This window comes from Gammaproteobacteria bacterium (assembly GCA_033720895.1).
Taxonomy (GTDB): Bacteria; Pseudomonadota; Gammaproteobacteria; order Natronospirales; family JAJUFS01; genus JAWWBS01.
The window spans coordinates 12771-29145 of the sequence record JAWWBS010000003.1 but is presented as its reverse complement, the minus strand read 5'-3'; the positions used below and the strand labels follow the sequence as shown (position 1 = coordinate 29145).

General features: G+C 61.6%; 10 protein-coding genes. 4 read left to right on the top strand and 6 right to left on the bottom strand.

Going from position 1 to position 16375, the window contains the following annotated elements; genetic code table 11:
- The first annotated feature begins 99 nt into the window (after window positions 1–99).
- Both R3217_01150 and R3217_01145 read left to right on the top strand, forming a co-directional pair.
- A complete protein-coding gene (locus R3217_01150; protein ID MDX1454040.1) occupies window positions 100–3048 on the top strand; it encodes a diguanylate cyclase in 2949 nt (982 codons plus the stop codon).
- A 92-nt stretch (window positions 3049–3140) separates the two neighbouring features.
- Entirely contained in the window at window positions 3141–4118 is a 978-nt protein-coding gene (locus R3217_01145; protein MDX1454039.1) for an aspartyl/asparaginyl beta-hydroxylase domain-containing protein, read from the top strand.
- Between the two features lie 16 nt (window positions 4119–4134).
- On the opposite strand, the gene R3217_01140 is transcribed toward R3217_01145, so the two are convergent.
- Complete coding sequence (locus R3217_01140; protein ID MDX1454038.1) at window positions 4135–4314, bottom strand: hypothetical protein; 180 nt, start codon at window positions 4312–4314, stop codon at window positions 4135–4137.
- A gap of 119 nt (window positions 4315–4433) precedes the next feature.
- Between R3217_01140 and R3217_01135 the strand changes: the two genes are divergently transcribed.
- On the top strand, window positions 4434–5540 hold the full coding sequence (locus R3217_01135; protein ID MDX1454037.1) for a 6-carboxytetrahydropterin synthase: 1107 nt from the start codon (window positions 4434–4436) through the stop codon (window positions 5538–5540).
- A gap of 8 nt (window positions 5541–5548) precedes the next feature.
- Here the strand turns inward: R3217_01135 and R3217_01130 are convergent, their stop codons facing one another.
- The gene (locus R3217_01130; protein ID MDX1454036.1) at window positions 5549–6283 is read right to left on the bottom strand and encodes a Sir2 family NAD-dependent protein deacetylase; all 735 of its coding nucleotides are present in this window, start codon (window positions 6281–6283) and stop codon (window positions 5549–5551) included.
- 129 nt (window positions 6284–6412) lie between these two features.
- Here R3217_01130 and R3217_01125 point away from each other — a divergent pair, with 129 nt between their 5' ends.
- Window positions 6413–10048: a diguanylate cyclase gene (locus R3217_01125; protein MDX1454035.1), complete on the top strand. Its 3636-nt coding sequence runs from the start codon at window positions 6413–6415 to the stop codon at window positions 10046–10048.
- 11 nt (window positions 10049–10059) lie between these two features.
- Here R3217_01125 and R3217_01120 read toward each other — a convergent pair whose 3' ends face one another.
- The 4 genes from R3217_01120 to gspL all read right to left on the bottom strand — a co-directional run bounded on the left by R3217_01120 (window position 10060) and on the right by gspL (window position 16363).
- Window positions 10060–13761, bottom strand: coding sequence for a PAS domain S-box protein (locus tag R3217_01120; GenBank protein ID MDX1454034.1), 3702 nt, complete (start codon window positions 13759–13761; stop codon window positions 10060–10062).
- Between the two features lie 108 nt (window positions 13762–13869).
- Complete coding sequence (locus R3217_01115; protein MDX1454033.1) at window positions 13870–14646, bottom strand: type II secretion system protein N; 777 nt, start codon at window positions 14644–14646, stop codon at window positions 13870–13872.
- Entirely contained in the window at window positions 14643–15146 is a 504-nt protein-coding gene (locus R3217_01110; GenBank protein ID MDX1454032.1) for a type II secretion system protein M, read from the bottom strand. Before R3217_01110 ends, R3217_01115 begins: the two co-directional genes overlap by 4 nt.
- Window positions 15143–16363, bottom strand: coding sequence for a type II secretion system protein GspL (gene gspL / locus R3217_01105; GenBank protein ID MDX1454031.1), 1221 nt, complete (start codon window positions 16361–16363; stop codon window positions 15143–15145). Before gspL ends, R3217_01110 begins: the two co-directional genes overlap by 4 nt.
- Between the last annotated feature and the right edge of the window lie 12 nt (window positions 16364–16375).

Sequence of the window (16375 nt, the reverse complement as noted above, 5' to 3'; positions counted from 1 at the left end):
TGAATTCCCTAGTCTGGCGGACAGAAAAACAGCATTTGCTGACGGTGTCTTCTCGACGCGCGTTTTAGTGTCGAATCATGACCGCCTAGGGGGGAAGCCATGCGCGAGCGGTTGCGCAGCATTGCGGCATGTGCCGCCCGTGTATTTCCAGCAGCTGGCCTTCTGCTGCTCGCCCCGCTGTGGCTGCCGTCGGCCATTGCCTCGTCTCCCGCAGGATCATTGCCACCAGGCACGCCGCCGGTGGCGCGCTTCGTTCCGGACATCGATGTTTACCCGCAGACTTTCGATATCACCACCGGCTTCCATGATGAAGTCCTGGTCGGATCTTATGGCGGCGTGCTGGTTTTCGATGGCGAGCGCTGGAAGGAACTGGCCTTGCCGAACAACGACATTGTTCGCAGCCTCAGTCCGGTGGTCGAACACCATGGCGAAAAGCGCATTTACGTGGGTGGCTACAACCTGTTTGGCTACCTCAGGCCAAGCGCGACGGGTGGGCATGAATTCCGCGAGCTGTTGACCGCATTCGGCGAGCAGATTCCTCCTGAGGGTTTTGCCGATATCTGGGATGTCGTCGTGCAGGGCGATACGGTCTATTTCCGGGCACTCAACCACGTCTTCGCATGGAACAGCAGCAGCGGCGAGGCCCGCAGCTGGTATCACGAGGGAAGGTTCGGGGCGCTGGCAGAGGTCGATGGTGACCTGGTGCTGCAGTTCCGGCAGGAAGGCCTGCGAAAGCTCGTGGCCGGTGAATGGCAGCCCATGCCGGATACGCAGTCGCTGTCACACCTGGTATCCCGCTGGTTTCCCGTGGGCGACGACGGCCTGTTGAGCCTGCAGCGTGACGGCGGCTGGCACATTCTTCGCGACGGTGCGCTGGTCGACGTCAGCATGCCCGAGAACTTTCCACCCTCCTCGTATTTCAGCGGCGGCACGCGCTTGCCGGATGGCACGCTGGCCCTGGTGACGCCGAATGGCGAACTATTCATCCTTGATGTTGCGACTCGCGAATGGAGCCGGTTCGTCATCGACACCGGCTACCTTTCGGGGATCGTTGCAACGGACACCGGTGTGCTTATCAGTGGCATGGACTCGATCATGCACGTGCCGTGGCCGACGCACTGGATGATCGTGGACGAGAGCATGGGTGTGGCGAGCAGCATGCAGGGCTTGCGCGCCTGGGGGGATGCCTACTACGTGCTGACCACTGCTGGCGTCTCGCGTCTCGATGTCGCTGCCAGCCATGGCGAGGTCGAGCTGGTCGCCTTGGACTGGACGGACGGTCATGCCAGCTGGGATCTGTTGCCGCTGGATGACCAGCGTGCATTGCTGGCAAATTCCTACGAGTTGTTGATGATTGATGACAACGGGCGACGGCTGTCCAACCTGGGCGAGGGTACTTTCTATCCGCGCCTGTTACAGGCTTCCCGCTTCGACCCCGGCCTGGTCTACGTCGGCACGGAGCTGGGTCTCGCAGCCGTCAGGGTCGACGGAACAAGCATCACGCAGCTCTGGCGCCATGAGCTGGCGAACTCGCCAGGCGTTTTTTCACTGGTCGAACTGGCGCCCGGGAAACTGCTCCTGGGGACCACGCGCGGCGGTGTCATCAGGTTCGATGTGGCAGGGCAGGACGCTGAATCGCCGGACATTCTCGAGCTTGGCCAAGCCGAGGGCCTGGCCTATGGATCGCCCCCGTCAGCCTGGCTCTTCCAGGACAAAGAGCGCGTACTGGTCAGTACGAGTGAAGGTTTCTTCCTGTATTCCGATGCCGATCGTTTCGAGCGCACCGATCTCGAAGGGCTCGATTCCCTGCGTGCCGACAATGCGCTGCTGCGCCTGGGTCGCGCCGATGATGGCGAGTACTGGGCCATCGATCATCGCAATGTCTATCACCGTTATCCTGATGAGGCGAGCTGGCACGAAGAAACCGTCAATGTTTCGACGCGCAGCGGCCTTGCCAGCATCGCCCGTACCATTAACGGCGATGTCGCGCTGGTGGCTGGCAGCAAGATCCTGTTTCATGCCGTGTCCGGCTTGCCTGCACGCCCGCGAGTCGACGTCCGGTTCACGGCCATTGAACAGATTCTTCCCGACGACAGCCGCCGGCCGCTGCCCCTGGACCCCGAGATTGTCCACCAGTTCGAGAGTGATTCGGCAACCATCCATTTCGACTACGCCTTGCCCGACATTCAGAGCAGCGAGCCCGTCTATTATTCGGCACGCATGATCGGCCTCGAAGGTTCATTCTCCAACTGGACGACGTCCAGCACCTTCACCTATTACCGGATGCGTCCGGGAGAGTACTCGCTGGTGCTCAGGAGCCGGGACAGCGAGGGCAGGATCTCGGAGGCGCCGCCGTTCCGCTTCGTGGTTCTCCCGAGCTGGTACCAGACCCCGTTCGCCATCGTGATCTGGGTGCTGCTCGGCGTCCTGAGCGTGGCCTGGATGGCGCGCGTCTGGACCCAGCAAAGGCTTGCGCGGTTGCGCGAGGAAACGCAGCGCCTGGAGGAGCAGGTCACCATTCGAACCCGGGAGCTCGAGTCAGCCAACCGGCAGCTCAGCGAGATGGCCCACCTCGATGGCTTGACGGAGATCCCGAATCGGCGACGGCTCGACGAGTACCTCGATGAAGTCTGGCGCCAGTGTCGCGATAACGAGCGTCATCTCTCCCTGCTGGTCATCGACGTGGATCACTTCAAGCGGTTCAACGACCGTTTCGGTCATGTGCAGGGTGATGCCTTGCTGAAGCGCCTGGCCCGCATGTTGTCGCAAAGCCTCAGGCGTGCCGAAGACCTGGTCGCTCGTTATGGTGGCGAGGAGTTTCTCGTCATCCTGCCCGGTGCGAGAGAGGATGCGGCGGTCCAGCTGGCCGAGGCCATGCGTGAAAAGGTGGAGTCGACCAGTCTCGGGGCAACCATCTCGGTAGGGGTGGCAACCACTCTTCCCAACGGTCGCCTCATGCCGACGGATCTGGTCGCACGGGCTGACAAGGCCCTCTATCAGGCGAAATCCGACGGGCGAAACTGCGTCCGCGTGTCCGACGGGGGCTGAAGCCCGCCTGCCGTCGTGGCCGCCAGGATTTCGGCACACTGCACCATCTGGGTTAGACTCCCGGTTCGAATCCAGTCAGTGGGGATTTCCAGATGACATCCGTAGTCATTATTGCGCTGCTGCTGCTTGCGTTCGCGCTGGCGTCGATGACCTACGTCTACGCGTTCCGGGGCGAGTACCGCCATCCCAGCCTGAAGCCCTACCTGCGAAAATGCTGGCCCATGTTCGCACCACTGAACTGCCTGCTGTACATGGCGACCGAGCGCCGGGCGGCCAGACCCTTGCCCTCGCTGGAAGACTTCCCGGAGCTGGCCGTCATCCGGGACAACTGGGAAACCATCCGTTCCGAAGCACTGGGCCTTTACGAGAATCAGGAATTCGATCGCATCAAGACGCCGGGCAACGAGGGTTACTACGACGTCGGTTTTCACACGTTCTTCAAAAGCGGCTGGAGCAAGTACTACTTGAAGTGGTACGGCTATACCCATCATTCCGGCCAGCGCAGCTGCCCGCGGACGGTGGAGTTGCTGGAGGGGATATCCTCGGTGAAGGGCGCCTTGTTCACCTTGCTGCCGCCCGGCGGCAAGCTGCGTCGGCATTCCGACCCCTTTGCCTGCTCCTTGCGCTACCACCTGGGCCTGGCAACGCCCAATTCGGATGATTGCTGGATCGAAGTCGACGGCCAGAAGTACTCGTGGCGGGACGGCGAGGCTTTCCTCTTCGACGAAACCTATGTTCACCACGCTGCGAACGAAACCGATCAGTACCGCCTGATCCTGATGTGTGACGTGGCCCGGCCCATGAACCTGTTTGGCAGGCTGGTCAATTGGGTTTACTGCCAGTTCATGCGCCTGACGATCGTTCCGAACGACAGTTCCGACCGTGCGGGCGGCATCAATGCCTTGTTCAGCGGAGTGGCGCCGATGCTGGAGAAGGGTAAGCAGCTGAAGAAGACCAACCGTCCCCTGTACAAGCTGATCAAGAATGTCATCAACCTGGTGGCCTTGCTGCTGGTGATCGCCTTGCTGGCGGCCGTCGTCTACCTGCCTTACCAGGCCATTACGGGCTGATCCGTTCCGGGTGTGCTCAATAGGGTTGTCGGGTGCAGCGCTGGCAATTGCCGGTGGTGAAGTAGTGCTGGCGCTCGTCGAATACGACCAGGTTGTGACAGGACCTGCAGCGGTGATTGAGGGACAGGGCGACATATTTCCACCGCCGAACCTTTTCGGCATGAGGAACGACCGGAAAATCCTGGCTGGTGTGCATGCTGCCTCCCAACGCAGCTAGGCGTTACGGCTTGATCATTTCGAGACTAACATTGTAGAAGTTTTTCCGATACATGACGGTTTGCCACTGTCATTGTCGGCCCATCGGAGGCGATTTCAGTGAGTGACAAGTGGTTGATGCAGGCGGCGGCGGATTTCGAGGCGGCTCGCGATGTGCCGGTGCTCGAAGCGGATGCGCCCGCGCGCAGGTTGCATGGACACTCCTTTCGCGCGCGAGTTCGCGCGGCCTTGCCCTCGGGCTACGGTGGCGTCGAGGGTTGCGAGGCCAACAGCTTGCAAGCCGCCCTGGCGGATGGCGTGCGCCCGCTGGATTACCGTTACCTGAATGACCTGGTCGAACTGCCCACGGACGAAAACCTTGCCCGCTGGTTGCGAGATCGCCTGGCCGGGGAACTGGACCTGCCCGGGATCCGGCAAGTGGGCATTGCCAGCACGCGGCAGCAGGGTGTGGATCTCGATGATCGCGGCGAGGCTCATGTGTGGCGACGTTTCCAGTTCGAAGCCGCTCACCAGTTGCCCAACGTGGCGCCCGGTCACCAGTGTGGTCGCATGCACGGTCATGGCTTTGTCGTGATTCTGCACGCCAATGTCAGCCTGGCCGACGAGGCCGCCCTGGCCACGCGTTACGAGCAGCTGGAGCGCGCATGGCAGCCCTTGCAGCAGCAACTGGATCACGCCTGCCTGAACGATATCGAAGGCCTCGAGAATCCGACCAGCGAAATGCTGTGCCAGTGGCTCTGGCAGCGCCTGAAGCCGCAGCTGGCAACGCTCTCCTGGGTGACGGTCTACGAAACCCGGACGGCGGGAGCGCATTACGATGGCATGCACTACCGAATCTGGAAGGAGCGGCGCTTCGAAAGCGCGTTGCGGCTGGACCTGCCGAAGGACGACCAGCGTTCCGCTCTGCATGGGCACAGCTACCTGGTGCGTCTGCATCTCAACGCACCACTGGATGACGTGCTCGGCTGGACCGTTGATTACGGCGATGTGAAGACCGCGTTCGAGCCGGCCTATCGCCAGCTGGACCATCACCTCCTGAACGACCTGGAAGGTATGGGGTCGCCGACGCCGCGGGCCGTGTTGCGGTGGATGCGCCAGCAGACGCAGGAAGCCCTGCCGGCGATGGATCGGATCGACCTTTTCGAGACCGATGACTGCGGCACCATGCTCAGCTGGGGCGACCTGGGGCCTGCCTTGCCGGCGTGAAGGCCCGGTCAGCCGAGCAGGGCCTTGGCCAGCGTTGGCAAGCCTTCAAGGGCGCTGGAGCACCAGCGGGAATCAACCTGCGCCGGCGTGACCTCCGGATTCATCTCCAGCACCGTCGCGCCGCGTGACCGAGCCTCGCCAGCAAGGGCAGCGGCGGGATAGACCTGGGCCGAGGTACCTATCAACAGCAGGGTATCGCACGCCATTGCCGCCGCAGCGGACTGCAGCACCTGCGCGTCGAGCGTTTCCCCGAACCATACGACTGACGGCCGGAACAGGCCGCCGCAGCTGCATCGAGGCGGCTCTTCCGCGGTCGTCGGTGCTTCGGGATTGGGTGTCTCGCAACGCTGGCAGTGCTCTTTCCAGATGGAGCCATGAAACTCCAGTACCGTCATGCCAGCGCGCTGGTGCAGTCCATCGACATTCTGCGTGATCAGCTGCCAGCCCAGGCTGCCGGCAAGGCGCGCGAGGGCGTGGTAGCCGGCATGTGGTTGCGCGGCGCCGATGGCACGCCGTCGCCACTGGTACCATTGCCAGACCGTCGTCGGCGCTGCGGCGAAGGCACCTGGCGTGGCGAGCTGTTCCGGCCTGTATTCGGCCCAGAGGCCGTCCTGCGGGTCCCTGAAGGTGCGAACGCCTGAATCTGCCGACAGGCCAGCACCTGAAAGCACCGTGACGTGGCGGCCTGCTGCCAGGCTCTTCAGCCACCCCTCTGGCGGATGCCGGTCTGGAAATTCCATCATCCAAAGCCCCATTTGACCCTACCGAGAGAGGCCATTTTACGATATTTTGGCAATGTAGCCGGCCGCTGACGGGAACGCAGAAATTCGACCGGGCGGCGCCACTCGCAGAATGCAGGGGATAGCTCCAACATGACCATCCACACCGTTGTCGCACGATGGTGCCTTGTCGCGACGCTGGCGTTCTTTGCCATGCCGGCAACCGCCGGCGAGCAAGCTGCCAGCTTGCGTTTCAAGGCATACACCTGGCAGGACGGCTTGTCGCAGAACACGGTAACCTCGGTCGCACAGGATCCGACGGGCTACATCTGGCTGGCGACGGAGGATGGCCTGCATCGTTTTGACGGCCATGATTTCGAGATCTTCCGTGCCGAGGAGGGCAAAGAGGAATCCTTTGCACAGAGCTCCTTCAGCAGCATTCTCGTCGATCGGTCGGGTGAGGCGCTGTGGCTGGCGACGACCTCTGCGGGCATCGAGCGATGGGATCTCAGGACCGACGAGTTCCAGCGTTTCAAGCATTCACCGGGCAGCCCTGACTCATTGAGTGACCCGGTCATCACCCGCATGTACCAGGACTCCAGTGGCGCCGTCTGGGTGCTTACCTACGGTGGCGTGGATCGCATTGACGACGGCAAGGTCACCTCGGTTTCCTGGGCGAGCGAATATTCGCCGCCAGCGCCGGCTGGCGAGGAGGGTGCGCAGGCCGATAGCGAGGCCGATCCTGGCGCAGATGCGGAAGCAAGTGCGGACAACGAGCCGCAACTGTCGCCGGAGGAACTGGCCGAGCAGGCCGGTCACCTGCCGAGCGATATCGTGGAAGATGGCGAGGGTCGAATCTGGCTCGTTTCCTCGATGGGCCTGCATCTGCATGATCCGGAGACCGACTCGTTCGTGCTGGTGGACCTTGCCGACAAATTGCCCCTTCTCGGGGGGTATCCGCAGCTCTTCGCCATCGAGCCAACGCCAGACGGCGGCCTGTGGCTGGCCAGCATGGGCGGCTTGTTCCTGCTCGATGCCGAGCTTGAGGTGGTCAAGCAGTTTTCGATGGCTGACTTCGGTGTCGATGGCGGCCTGCCCGTCTACATACACGAGTTGCTGTTGAGCAAGTCGGGCGCCGTCTGGATGGCGACCTTGTCCAACGGCGTCTACTGGCTGGACAAGGATGCCGAACGCATCGAGAACTATCGGCATGATCCGGCGGATCCTCGCAGCATCAGCGACAACTACGTCTGGGACCTTTTCGAAGATCGCACCGGAATCATATGGATCGGTACCCAATCAGGTGGCGTGAATACCTTCAATCCGGTGACCCGCGCTTTCCGGCATTACGCTGCAAGACCTGACAGCGAGTTTGCGCTGCCGAATCGCGTGGTCTGGTCGATCCAGCCGGACAGCGACGGCAATATCTGGGTGGGTACCGACGCAGGTTTCAGCCGACTTGACCGGGAGACCAGCAAGTACCGCCATTACACCTGGGACCCGGAAGATCCGACGTCACTCAATTACGAGTACGGCCTCTCCGCTCGCATCGATTCGAAGGGGCAGGTCTGGCTGGGTACCGGCTATGGCGTGGCGCGTTACCGGGAGGCCACGGACGATTTCGAACGGTTCGAATGGCAGGTGGGCGAGGGTGGAGATGCGTACTACATCAACACGATCAACCAGTTGTTCATCGACGCCGAAGACAATGTCTGGACCCTGACCTACCAGGGTCTAGGGCGAATCGATGCCAAGTCGGGCGAGCTTTCGAGCATTGCCCACGATCCGGACAAGCCGGAGTCCACGCCGCCGAGTGACAACCTTTTTGCCGTGACGCCCAGTGCGAGTCGCGGTGGCTTCTGGCTGGGTACGGATGCCGGCGTGGTGCATTTCGATCCGCTGTCGAGCACCTTTGGCAAGCGTTACACCAAGGCAGACGGATTGAGTAACGACGAGGTCATCGGCCTGCTGGAATCCAGTGACGGCAGCCTCTGGGTGGCAACCGTTTTCGGCGTCAACCGGATTCGCCCGGATGGCAGCATCACCAGGCTGGGAATGGCCGCAGGGCTCAACAGCGATCTCACCTACGGTGTGGTCGAAGATCGTCGCGGGATGATCTGGATCAGCACCAACAAGGGACTGAACGAGCTTGATCCGGTGACCGGCGCGATCCGTCAGTTCGATGTCACTGATGGCCTGCAGAGCAACGAGTTCAACTCGGGTGCGCAGTATGTTGCCGAGGACGGCGAGGTGTTTTTCGGTGGCATCAATGGCCTGAGTGCCTTCTACCCCGAGTCGATCCAGCGCAGGACAACACCGCCGAAGGTGGCCATCTCCAAGTTCTTCAAGTTCAACGAGGAAATCGCCCGTGGTGGCCCCATATCCGAGCTGAATGAATTGACTGTGCCCTGGTCGGACAACGTCCTCGGGTTCGAGTTCTCGGTGTTCGATTATGCTGCGCCCGAAAAGAACAGCTATCGCTACCGGCTGGAGGGCTTCGATACCACCTGGTTGATGGATAGGGGTTCGCCCAACGTGACCTATACCAACCTGGACCCGGGCAGCTACACCTTGCGCGTCCAGGGCGCCAACAGCAGCGGTCGCTGGAGCGACGAAGAAGCGCGCTTGCTGTTGCATGTCACGCCACCGTTCTGGGCCACCTGGTGGGCGTATTCGATATATGTATTCCTGGTGCTTTCATCGGTATTCGCCGGCCTGGCCTATTACCGGCATCGCGTGCAGGAACGCCATGCTTTTGCGCATGAGCAGCACAAGCGGCGCTGGGCCGAGACCTTGCAGCAACTGACCCAGGCGCTCACGTCGTCGCTTGATTCGGAACAGATTGCCGAAGAGCTCCTGGAGAATCTTCGCGCGATGGTGGCATTCCGCAAGGCCGTCCTGTTCATGGAACAGGGCGTCGATATCAAGGTGGCCGGCGTGAAGGGCTTCACGGATACGGAGCGCGAGACCCTGCGACAGCTGCCGGGCAGCTTCTCGCGCTTCTTTGCCGAAGTCCGGCATTCGCGCAAGCCCCGCGTGTTCAGCCCGGACGAGGACCGCTTGCAGGTCTTGCGCGAAGGCATGAGCGAGCATTCCCGCTTCCTCGCCATTCCTGCTTTCTCGAGGGCAGACGAGTTCGCACTCCTGATCGTCGGCCGCGAGGCGCCGGCATTTTCGCAACAGGAACAGGATATTGTTTCGGCTTTCCTGACGCAGGCCCTGGTCGCGCTCGACAACGCGCGCCTGTTCTCGGAACTGCAGAACCTGTCGACCACCGATACGCTTACCCAGGTCAACAACCGGCGCTATTTCTTCGAACTCGCCGAGCTCGAGTTCAATCGTGGCAAGCGTTATGACCGGGATGTCGCGCTGATCCTCCTGGATGCCGACAATTTCCGCGAGATAAACGACACCTACGGGCGCGATATCGGTGACCGCATGTTGAAGATCATCGCCTCGACCTGCAGAAACAATCTTCGCCACTTCGACATCATCGGTCGATACGGCGGCGAGGATTTCGTCATTTTGCTTCCCGAGACACCGATCAATGTCGCGGCGGATGTTGCGGACCGGTTACGCAAGAGCATCGAGGAGTTGCGGCTGGAGACCCACAAGGGTGAATTGCGCCTGACAGTCAGCGTGGGCGTGGCGGTCGCTGGCGACAGCGTCCGTGACTTGCCGTCGCTGATCAACAAGGCAGACATGGCGCTGTACGAGGCGAAGCGTTCCGGACGCAACCAGGTGGTGGTTGCCGACATGACAGCCGGCCGTCCGGGCTCGGAGGCGTAGCAAGCAGGGGGCTAGGCCTCGTCGGACCTGTCGAGGATCGGGCCTTTTTCGAGCCAGGCGGGGACGTCACGCGCAGCCATTGCCGGTGAAAACAGGAAGCCTTGCGCCAGCTCGCAACCAATTTCACGCAGCAAGCGGAACTGGTCCTCGGTTTCGACGCCTTCCGCCACGATATCCATTTTCAGGTCCCTCGCCAGCTGGGCGATGGTCCTGACAATGGACAGGTCGCTTTCGTCTTCTGCAATGTCCTGCACGAAGGATTTGTCGATTTTCAGCGTGTGCAAGGGGAAGTTGCGGAGACCGCTCAGCGACGAATAACCCGTGCCGAAGTCATCCATCTGCAGCCGTACGCCAATCTCGCGCAATTCGAGCAGGATCTGCTGGGCAATGTCCGGATTGTCCATGAAGACCGTTTCCGTGATTTCCAGTCGCAGCCGGTCCGGCTGGATCTTCGTCGCCTGAAGGGTGTCCTTGACCATCTCCGTCAGCAGCGGACTGGAGAACTGGCGATTCGCGATATTGACGTTCACGAACAGCTCTTCCTGGTCGTCGAGCCGCTGCCACTCGGCGAGACGGGTGCAGGCACTTCGCATGGCCCACCAGCCGATTTCGAGAATCAGGGTGCTTTCTTCCGCGATGTCTAGAAAATCGACAGGCAGCAGCATGCCGTGCACGGGGTGATGCCAGCGCAGGAGGGCCTCGAAGCCGAGGGTGTGACGGGTGTTCAGGTCGATGATCGGCTGGTAGTGGAGCACCATTTCCTCTCGTTCGATCGCCCGGCGGAGTTCCGACTCGCGCTGCAGGTGGGCTCGCGCGCGCTGGTGCATCGCGTCGTCGAAAATTGCGAGAGCAGACCGCCCCGATGCCTTGGCACGGTACATGGCCGTGTCCGCGTCGCGCAGCATTTCTTCGGCCAGGCGATAGTGGGGCGCCTGCATGACGATACCGAAGGAAGCATTGGTGAACACTTCGTGACCGTCAATGGTGAATGGCTGCTCCAGTGCTTCGTGCAACCGACGAGCCAGGGCGGATGCCAGCTCCGCATCTGTGGCGCTGTAGGCAAGAATCGTGAATTCGTCACCGCCATGGCGGGCAAGAATGTCCCGGTCGTCCAGGCACTTCCGGAGTCGCTTGGCAATCTCCACCAGGAACTTGTCACCGATGTGATGACCCAGCGAATCATTGATCAGCTTGAACCGGTCAAGGTCGAGGAACAGCACGGCGAAGCGTGCATCCGAATTGTTGCGACATTCGACCATGGCCGATTCGAGTTTCTCGAGAAAACGTGTTCGATTCGGCAGGCCGGTCAGCGAATCGTGGAAGGCGTTGTAAAGCAGCTGCGACTCCGCTTCCTTCTGCTCCGTGACATCGCGAATGGTGCCGGTCAGCGCGTCACCACCCTTGTAGTAGACAGGCGTCGCCGTGACGGAAACGAATCTCGGATCGGTGTCGTCATGCCGCATCAAGCGGGCTTCGAAAGAAACCGGGCGCCGGGAGGCGGAGGCAATTTGCAGGAACTCGCGGGCAATGTACTGGTCTTCCGTATGGAACAGGCTTATCAGGTCGGTGGTCCTGGGATCGATGTCCTCGGCGCCAAGAATCTTGTTCAGCGAGGAATTGCTGTACTTCAGCAATCCATCCTGTGCAATGAACACGCCATCCTGGCTTGTGTCGACCAGGGTGCGGTACTTCTCCTCGGACTGGGCAAGCGCTTCCTCTGCGGACTTGCGTGCAGTGATGTCCTGCACGATGCCTTCGTGATAAAGAATCCGACCGTTTTCGTCCCGCACTACCTGGGCGTTGTCGGAAACCCAGATGCGGGCACCATCGGAGCGGAACAACTCGTATTCGACATCCCGGTAGGCGCCGGTCTCTTCCAGCTTGCGCATCAGTTCCGGGCGCATGGCCGGATCGGCGAAGTAGTTCGCCATGCTGGGACGGCCCGACTCGAACAGTTCGTCGTTGTCCTTGAACCCGAGGAGTTCGGCAAAAGCGGGGTTCGCATCCAGCAGCTTGCCGTCCTGGCTGGCCCGGTAGATGCCTTCCACGGCATTTTCGAAGATCTGCCGGTACTTGGCTTCGGCTTCGCGCAAGGCACGTTCCTGTTCATGCCTCTCGCTGACATCGCGAATGACGCAGATGACGTTGTCTTCGTCGATGCGCGTCAGTGACAGTTCCTGCGGATAGTGGCTGCCATCCATTCGCCGGGCCATCACTTCGCCACGCCAGTAACCATCGCGGTGAAAGCGATTGATCACATCGCGTTCAAACTTCTCGATGTCTTCCTGTACAGTCAGCTCCCGCCACGACTTGCCGATGATCTCGTCTGCCGAGCTATAGGCATTCAGTCGCTGGTGAGCTTCATTCGAATAGACATAGCGAAGCGAGCCATCGAGCAGCGCAATGCCGTCGACGGATGCCTCCATGGCTGCAATCTGCAACTGCCTGGCTTCTTCAGCAGCACGCCGCTCGCTGATATCACGTGAAACGGAAAGGATGACCGGCTTGCCGTCCAGCCTGAACAGCTGCGCACTGGCTTCGATGGGTACGACCTCGCCGTTTCGCGCCAGCAGCTCGGATTCGAAGATCATGTGCCCCTTCGCCTTGAGCTCCGCGGCGATGTCATTGGTTTCTGCGAGGGCGGATCGCGTCAGCAGGTCGGCCGGCGCCATTTCACGCATTTCTTCCAGGCTGAAGCCAAGCCGCCTCAGGGCGGCCTCGTTCACTTCGAGAAACCGACCCTGGCCCTGCCTGCTGGGTGCTTCGTAGAGAAACAGGTAGTCACTGCTGTTGTTGAACAGGGCCTTGTAGGTCTGCTCGGTCGTCTCGAGCGACGCCTGGGTTTCGCGAAAGTCCGTAATGTCCTGCATGGCAGAGAGCACATAGGAACGCCGGTCGAGCTGGATCAGTTCGGCGGAAACCAGCATGTGGTGAATACGGCCGTCGATATCGATCATGGTGGCTTCGCGGGGCGCCGCCTTGCCACGTTCATCCAGGTCGGCGAGCAGTCGCTGTCGATCGTCCAGGTCCTGCCAGATCCCCAGCGCTTCGACGGTCTTGCCCACCACGTCGTCAGGCTGGTGGCCCAGCAAGTCGCCAAATGCCTGGCTGACGTCACTCAATACGCCCGTTTCCCGGTCGGCTATGGTGATGATCGAGGGGGAGGCGCGGAAGGCCGTGCTGAACTTCAGCTCGGACCAGGTCATCGCGCGCTCGACCTGCAGCCGCTGGTGCTCGGCCGCGGCGCGGGATGCCATGACTTTCAGGACGGCCAGGAAATCGTCGGTAAAATTGCGCGGCTCGGTATGCAGTACGCCGATGTGGCCCAGCAGCACGCCATCCGGACCCAGCATGACAGCGGCGGCATAGGACTCGATGCCATGCTCGGCCAGCCAGGTGTCCTTCGGAAAGCGCTTCGATACATCCTTCGGCAGCAAGACCTCGTGTTCGAGGCAGACCAGTTCGGACGGGCTCTCGGGGACGGCAAAGCGGTAGCCTTCCTCGAAGCCACCCTTGCCATAGACGGCCAGCAGGTGACCAGTGGTCGGCGGGCTGCCATCGAATTCGCTGACAAAGGCGTAATCGGTCTCCAGCGAAATGGCCAGTTCATGCACCAGCGCCTGGAAAAACTCGCGCCCGACCGTGCCGGCCGTCTGTTCGACCAGGCGGCGGAAGATGTCGGTCGTTGATGCGTCCCGCTTGAATGCTCTCATGGTATTTACCAGATTATGCAATACAGCGGGCTTTTGCTTGAGGATTCGGCGCGCTTTGCAGCAAAAATGCCGGAATTTTATTGAAATCAGTCGCTTATGAAGACTATTTCAGAGTCGTCCAGCAGTCTTGAAGGTCTTGAAGCCGTCGTTATCAGCCGGGCCAAGAAAGTCGAGGCCGGAAACAAGAATGGGGGCGGCATTCTCCCGAGGCCGCAGGCGCGCGGTCAACTGGTAGCGTCCATCCGGTGCCAGCGTGACTTCACCGCGGGTTTCGACCGGTGCGTCCAGGTCGCTGAAACGTCCCACCAGGGTATTGCCTTCGGTCGTGAGGCGGGCCTGGTAACTGCCGAGCGGAATGCCAGGCAGGTAGAGGTTGCCGAGATTTTCCAGCGCGCCCTGGCCATCGATCGCAATCGGCACACCGTTCTCGACCACCAGGCTGCGAATGTTGATGAGCAGCTCGCCGCTGACCAGTTCCGGCGGCACCAGGCCCAGTTTCGAGGCAATGGAGAGATCGGCGCTGCCTTGCAGGGAGCTGACCGCCAGCTGCCCGCCAAACGGATCGAATTCGATGTCAGCGCCGAGCTGATGATTGCCGGCGCCGGGCAGGGAAACGTGCAGTGCAGTGCCGATTACGCCACGCAGGAGGTCGGCAGCCTGCCACTCCCAGGCGACTCGGGAAATGTCGAGACGGCGATATGTGATGTTGTCCACCTGGCCCTGCCAGACGGTCCCGCTCGTGCCGGCCCCGGCCAGCGACAAGCCGGACCGCTGCAGGGCGGGTCCGGCCCAGGAGAGGGCAAGGCTGGCGGGCAGGTGGACGACCAGGCTCAGTGAAAAGCTGGCCAGGAACAACAGCAGCAACCGGAGGTGCCAGCGTGTCATGCGTCCGGTCCTGACAATGTCAGGGTGGCATTGACCAGGCCGTCTCCTGCAGCCCGCTCGATGTCGGCACTATCGACGCTGATACCGAAACGTTGCTGCAGGCCGTCGAGCCATAACAGCAGGCTGTCGAATGGCGCATCTTCCAGCAGGATGCGCACCGTGTTGTCTCCATCCTGGCTCAGCCGCTGCAGGCTGTTGCCCAGCTGTGACCGCTTGGCAGCGCCGTCCACCACGGCAAGCAGGCCGCCCGGCGGGATGGCTTCTCGGCTTGTTCCTTGTTGCGTGCCCAGGACCTCGGCGGCGCCGCGCATCCAGCTCACCAGCTCGCGCTGCCGCTCGACACTGTCATGCAGGCGTTGCTGATAGAGCAGCATGGGTTCAATCACCAGCAGGAAGGCAAGCGTCAGCGCTACCGCCGTGCTGCCAGCAAAGAACAGGATTCTCTCCCGACCCTGCAGGCTGTCGATATAGTCGCGAGCGGAGGCGAACAGCTGCTTCATGGGCTTGCCTCCATGGTCATGCGGCCCTCGAGCGCTTCGCCCTCGGCATTCGCCGAGCTGATGGCAACGCGGTAGGGGGAGCTGGCTTCCAGTGACTGGCGAAGTGTTTCAAGGGTTTCTGCGGTCGGCACCACGACGCGGATTTCAAGCCGGTTGTTGCGGTAGCTGATCTGTTGCAACTCGATGCCGGCAGTGTCGTTCATGGCCAGTCCCAGGGTGCTGATCATGGCGATGCCGGTATGGTCGCTGTCATCGCCACCTGCCAGCAGGGGTTCGATACGGCTTCGCGGGTCGGCGGTCGGACGTGCATTGGGCAAGATGCGGCGATACAGCGTGTCACTGTAGCCCTCGAGCGCGGCGGCTTCCTGTTGCAGGCGCCAGACATCTGCACCCCAGAGGCCAGTGGCAACAAGCAGGCTCAATGCAGCCAGCGCAGCGGGCAGGCGCCATGCGGCGAGCTTGCCGGCGGTTTCCCGCTTGCGGGCCAGCGCGCCCTGCAGCAGTCCCGGTCCGAGCTTGCACGCCTCGCGTGCCAGTCGGGTCAGCAACTGGTCGCTGCTGATCGAAGCGACAAGCGATTGCCAACGGGCAGGCAGTTTCGCGATGACCTGTTCCGCTGACGCGCCGTCGGCGGCCGGATCCTCGACCTCCAGTGCCTGCGGTGCTGTATCAGTATCGGTCCAGACGGCATCCAGGTAGTCCAGTGGCGCGGCGAAACCATGGCCATCCGCGAGTCTCACCAACAGGCGTTCGCGACTGACCACCGCCGACTCGCCCGTTGCCGGTGCGGGCAGGGCAAGATAGTCCGGCAGCAACGCATCGGCCTGGATGCCAGCCTCGCGGAGCGCATCGAGCCTGGCAGCAAGCCACTTGCGATTCCCGACAAGCACCGTGTGACGGTCATCTTCAGCCTTGCCCAGCAAGGCGAAATGCAGCGTTTCGATGTCTTCTGCAAGCCGGTCTTCGAGTGCATAGGGAATGGCTTTGAGTATGGTGTTGCGATTGCGACCGGGAATGCTGGCGGTCAGCAGCAGCAATGATTCGCCATGCAGCAACACCACCACCCGGCGTTGCTCGGCGAGTGATGCGGCTGCATCGAGCGGACCTTGCTGGGGATGGCCGACCCGGTTGCCCTGGCCGTCGAGCACCAGCCAGCGTGCCGGCGACTCGCGTGTCGGCAATTCGTCATCCAGCCATATGATCAGGTGTTCGGCCATGGGTGTGTTTCG

Bases quoted from the DNA above. Each gene is read 5' to 3' on its own strand.
- R3217_01110 (MDX1454032.1), bottom strand. From the start codon at position 15,146: ATGAAGCAGCTGTTCGCCTCCGCTCGCGACTATATCGACAGCCTGCAG.
- R3217_01130 (MDX1454036.1), bottom strand. From the start codon at position 6,283: ATGATGGAATTTCCAGACCGGCATCCGCCAGAGGGGTGGCTGAAGAGC.
- R3217_01140 (MDX1454038.1), bottom strand. From the start codon at position 4,314: ATGCACACCAGCCAGGATTTTCCGGTCGTTCCTCATGCCGAAAAGGTT.
- R3217_01150 (MDX1454040.1), top strand. From the start codon at position 100: ATGCGCGAGCGGTTGCGCAGCATTGCGGCATGTGCCGCCCGTGTATTT.
- R3217_01115 (MDX1454033.1), bottom strand. From the start codon at position 14,646: ATGACACGCTGGCACCTCCGGTTGCTGCTGTTGTTCCTGGCCAGCTTT.
- R3217_01120 (MDX1454034.1), bottom strand. From the start codon at position 13,761: ATGAGAGCATTCAAGCGGGACGCATCAACGACCGACATCTTCCGCCGC.
- R3217_01145 (MDX1454039.1), top strand. From the start codon at position 3,141: ATGACATCCGTAGTCATTATTGCGCTGCTGCTGCTTGCGTTCGCGCTG.
- gspL (MDX1454031.1), bottom strand. From the start codon at position 16,363: ATGGCCGAACACCTGATCATATGGCTGGATGACGAATTGCCGACACGC.
- R3217_01125 (MDX1454035.1), top strand. From the start codon at position 6,413: ATGACCATCCACACCGTTGTCGCACGATGGTGCCTTGTCGCGACGCTG.